The organism is Collinsella sp. AM17-1 (genome assembly GCF_003470665.1).
Lineage (GTDB): Bacteria > Actinomycetota > Coriobacteriia > Coriobacteriales > Coriobacteriaceae > Collinsella.
The window spans coordinates 1-4,457 of record NZ_QRJZ01000035.1; the positions used below are offsets into that span (position 1 = coordinate 1).

4 protein-coding genes are annotated in these 4,457 nt (G+C 60.2%); 1 reads left to right on the forward strand and 3 read right to left on the reverse strand.

Translation table 11 applies throughout. The features are described 5' to 3' along the window. Window positions 1-102 precede the first annotated feature (102 nt). Complete coding sequence (locus DW195_RS10160; protein ID WP_118206642.1) at window positions 103-1,407, reverse strand: MFS transporter; 1,305 nt, start codon at window positions 1,405-1,407, stop codon at window positions 103-105. Between the two features lie 142 nt (window positions 1,408-1,549). Further along, on the reverse strand, window positions 1,550-2,833 hold the full coding sequence (locus tag DW195_RS10165; RefSeq protein WP_118206643.1) for an O-acetylhomoserine aminocarboxypropyltransferase/cysteine synthase family protein: 1,284 nt from the start codon (window positions 2,831-2,833) through the stop codon (window positions 1,550-1,552). A gap of 230 nt (window positions 2,834-3,063) precedes the next feature. On the opposite strand from DW195_RS10165, the gene DW195_RS10170 reads away from it, so the two are divergent. Then, window positions 3,064-3,510, forward strand: coding sequence for a C-GCAxxG-C-C family protein (locus DW195_RS10170; RefSeq protein WP_233540866.1), 447 nt, complete (start codon window positions 3,064-3,066; stop codon window positions 3,508-3,510). A gap of 67 nt (window positions 3,511-3,577) precedes the next feature. Here DW195_RS10170 and DW195_RS10175 read toward each other — a convergent pair whose 3' ends face one another. Further along, entirely contained in the window at window positions 3,578-4,216 is a 639-nt protein-coding gene (locus tag DW195_RS10175; protein WP_199576360.1) for a YigZ family protein, read from the reverse strand. Window positions 4,217-4,457 lie beyond the last annotated feature (241 nt).

Sequence of the window (4,457 nt, forward strand, 5' to 3'; positions counted from 1 at the left end):
GCGCCGCGCTGGGAAGGGCCGCGTAGCGGTCCAAGAAATCGTCCGCAGTCCCACCAGTCTTTTTGGGACGGCGCGAATCGTGGCAGACAGCCTCCCAACACGCTAATGGCGGGCGCGCATCTTCACCAAACGCACCATGGCGAGCGCAAAGCCCACAGCGGCCACAGCCATGAGCACGTAGAACACCGAGCGAAAGCCGAATAAGAACACATCCGGACGGCCTGCAACGAAACTGGTCACGGCCTCGCCCATCGCCACGCTCATCTGCCCATACAGGATATGCGACGCCGCCGTAATGCCCACTGCCATGCCGGCGTAGCGCGCCAAACTGCCCAAGCTGCCAGCAAAACCGAGCGCTTCGCGCGGAGCCGAGCCCATGTACAGGGAGTTATTGGGGCTCTGGAAAATCGACGTGCCGCACGACATAAACGCGACACAGCACACGATCACAGGGATGGAGGAGTGCTCGTCGAGCATGCTTACCGCAAAGAGACCGCATATGTACACACCCAGGCCGACCGCCGTGGGACCCTCGCAGCCAACACGGTCCGAAACCGTACCCGAAAGCGGCCCGATAAAGGCATTCACCATCGGCAGCGCCAAAAAGAGCAGTCCGGAAATATCGGAGCTAAAGCCATGGGCATCCTGGAAATAGAACGGCAGCACAAACTCAGATGCACCGATGCCGATAAACACAATAAGCATGCATGCCAAGTTAATCGTAAAAGCCGAACTCGCAAAGCAGCGACGCGTGGCCTCCGCCAGCGACATGGGGCGCTCGCCGGCCTCCGGCTTAACATGCGGCAGTGTGTAAAGCCCCACGATAAGCGAGATGACGCCAATGGGCAGGTTGATGAGGAAGATGCTCTCCCAGGGAAAGCTTGCCACCAACATGCCGCCGAGCACGGGACCACACATCATGCCGAGGGCCACGAAAGTCGCGAGGATACCCATGGCACGACCGCGCTCGCGCGCCGGAAACGACTCGGTGATGATACCCATGTTGTTAGCCATGGCCGCCGCGCAACCGACTCCCTGAACAATACGTGCCAGGATAAGAACCTCGAGCGAGGCCGAAAGGCCGCACAGCAGCGAGCCGACCGTAAAGACGATGACGCCCAACTGGAATACGCCCACCTTGCCGCGCACGTCGCCCAGACGGCCAAACGGCAGCATAGCCACGCATGTCGCAAGCAGATACACCGAGCTCACCAGCTGGATGCGGTCGAGGCCCACGCCCAGCTCCTTTTGCATCACGGGCAGTGCCACGGTCACGACGGTCGAATCCAGACACGCCATAAACGTCATGATGAGCACGGTAAACAGAATCGCCCATTTGTTCTTGCCATGGGTGTCGCCCTCTAGGGCAATGTGCTCGCGGCGCAGCTGCTCTGCGGTTTTCTCCATATCCATCCTTTCGAGTGGCGCAACACAAAAACGGGGCCCCAATCGCCTGCAAACAGCCGCGATTGGGGTCCCGCCTACGGAATCGGAACGTAAAGGTCGCCGAAGCCCTCTGTCGGCATCGGCGACTTATGCGAACGCTAGCCTAGCGCTGCTCGAGAGCCTGCTCAAGGTCGGCAATCAGGTCGGCCGTGTCCTCGAGGCCGCACGACAGGCGCACCATGTCGGCGGAGATGCCACAGGCGATGAGCTCCTCATCGTTCATCTGGCGATGCGTGGCGTTAGCGGGATGCAGGCAGCAAGTGCGGGCGTCGGCCACATGCGTGGCGATCTGGGCGAGCTTGAGGCTCTTCATAAAGGTCTCAGCTGCCGCGCGACCGCCGTTAAAGCCAAAGCTCACGACGCCACAGGTACCGTTGGGCATGTACTTCTGAGCCAGGTCATAGTATTTGTCGCCCTCCAGGCCCGGATAGCTCACGAAGCGCACCTTGGGATGACTCTGCAGGAACTTGGCAACGGCCAGGCCGTTCTCGCAATGACGCGGCATGCGCACATGCAGGCTCTCGAGCGAGCTGTTCAGGAAAAACGCCGCCTGCGGGTTCTGCATGGGGCCAAGATCGCGCATGAGCTGCGCGGTGGCCTTGGTAATGAAGGCGCCCTCGCGACCAAACTTCTCGGCATAGGTCACGCCGTGATAACTCTCGTCGGGCGTGGTGAGACCCGGGAACTTGTCCGCATGGGCCATCCAGTCAAACTGGCCGTGGTCGACGATCACGCCGCCCAGGTAGGCAGCGTGGCCATCCATATACTTGGTGGTGGAGTGCGTAACGATGTCGGCGCCCCACTCAAAGGGACGGCACATCACGGGCGTCGGGAAGGTGTTGTCGACCATCAGCGGCACGCCGTGGTCATGCGCGGCCTTGGCAAAGCGCTCGATATCGAGCACGGCAAGGGCGGGGTTGGCGATCGTCTCGCCAAAGACGAGCTTGGTGTTGGGCTCAAAGGCAGCCTCGAGCTCCTCATCGGTGCAGTCGGGGGCAACGAACGTGCAGGTAACGCCCATGCGACCCATGGTATGGGCAAGCAGGTTGTAGGTACCGCCGTAGATAGCAGAGCTTGCGACAACATGATCGCCGGCACCGGCCACGTTAAAGATGGCGAGGAAGTTCGCAGCCATGCCCGAGCTCGTGAGCATCGCAGCAGTGCCGCCCTCCATCTCGCAGATCTTGGCGGCAACCAGGTCGCACGTGGGATTCTGCAGGCGGCTGTAGAAGTAGCCCGACTCCTCCAGGTCGAACAGCTTGCCCATGTGCTCGGACGTGTCGTACTTCCACGTGGTTGACTGGTAGATAGGCACCTGACGCGGCTCTGCATCGCCCGGGCGATAACCGCCCTGAACACACGTGGTACCGATGGTCTGCTCGCTCATATCCAACTCCCTTACTTGGGTTTTGATTTTATTCGGTTCACGATACCGCTACCCCGCACCCCTCTCAACCCATCCCGCCGATAGGTTATGAGACAAATAAATCAGGGGCATTCGTCTCAGCCTTAGGCATTTATTCGATGGATATACATGAGGCATACATGAAGCTCTCGATGATTACATGCCTCGTCACGGGTACCATAGGCGGGTACACCGTGACCAAGGAGACAACGATGAAGCAAATCGATACAGCCCAGCTCGACGCCGCCGCCTGTCAGGCTCAGGCTGCCGAGTACCACGCCCGTGGCTTTAATTGCGCGCAGGCCGTCGCCTGCACGCTCGCGCCCGCCGTCGGGCTTGACCCCCAAGTCGCCTTTACCCTCACCGAGGGCTTTGGCGCAGGCATGGGCGGCATGACCGAGACCTGTGGCGCCATCTCGGGCGCGGTGGCCATCATGGGCTTTGTGATGAGCGATGGCATGGAAAACCCCAAGACCAAGGGCCAGACCTACAAGCTGTCGCGCGAGATCGCCAAGCGTTTTGGCGAGAAGAACACGACGACCATCTGCGGCACGCTCAAGGGCATCGGATCGGACAAGGGTCCGCTCCGCAGCTGCCCCGGCTGCATCGACGATGCCATCGAGATCGCCTGCGATGTGCTAAAGCAGCTCGCCGAGTAAACGGCAGCGACATAAAACGACGGCCGGCGCGCTTGGAATCCATCCAAAAGCACGCCGGCCGTCGCCGTTAGAACTCGGCAAATTCGGGAGCGCCGACCTCAATCTCCTCGCGCCCCGCCATAAGCTCGCGCATCTTGGCGCAAAACGCTTCCTGCTCCCCCGCTTTAAACACCAAGTGAAGTGTCACGGCATCCGCGTAATCGGTATCCGAAACCTTGGCGCCCGAATCCTGCGCCAAGCGAAGCACCTGCTCATACTGCGGATAGGCCACATGCGCGTCAACGGGCACGACGCTCGTCATCTCGACGATCTGCCCGGCATCCTGAGCCGCGGCCACCGCCGCCTGCGTCGCCGCGGTATAGGCGCGTACCAAGCCTCCGGGCCCCAGCAGCGTGCCGCCAAAATAGCGCGTCACCACGCAGCAAACATTTTTGAGTCCTGCGCCGCGCAGCACCTCGAGCGTCGGCATGCCGCTCGTACGGCTCGGCTCACCGTCATCGCTCTGGCGCTCGCGTCCATCGACCAAAATCCACGCGGGAACATTGTGTCGAGCGTCGTAATGGCGCTTTCGAACCGTCTCGATAAAGGCATTTGCCTCATCTTCGGACTCAATATGGACCAGCTGGGCAATAAACCGACTCTTACGATCGACGAACTCACCCGTAGCCTCAATATTCGATTGCAGAGTAAAATAGCTGTCCAACAAAGCCCCTCAACAACAAGCAAAGCAACAAACAGTCTCAATAATACGGCAAAGGTCGTACCGTTGCCCTCTCCAACAAGAACGGAAACGCCAATGATGCCGTCACCAACAGCGAGAACCCGTCAGCGCGAGCAAGGTGCCTTGAAAGACAAGTTTGCAACAAAAATGTGGTCGCTGATGACCAGGCAAAAACAGACACTATGACCCAATCCAGGGGCACGGAAACGACAGGAGCCCCCGCTCG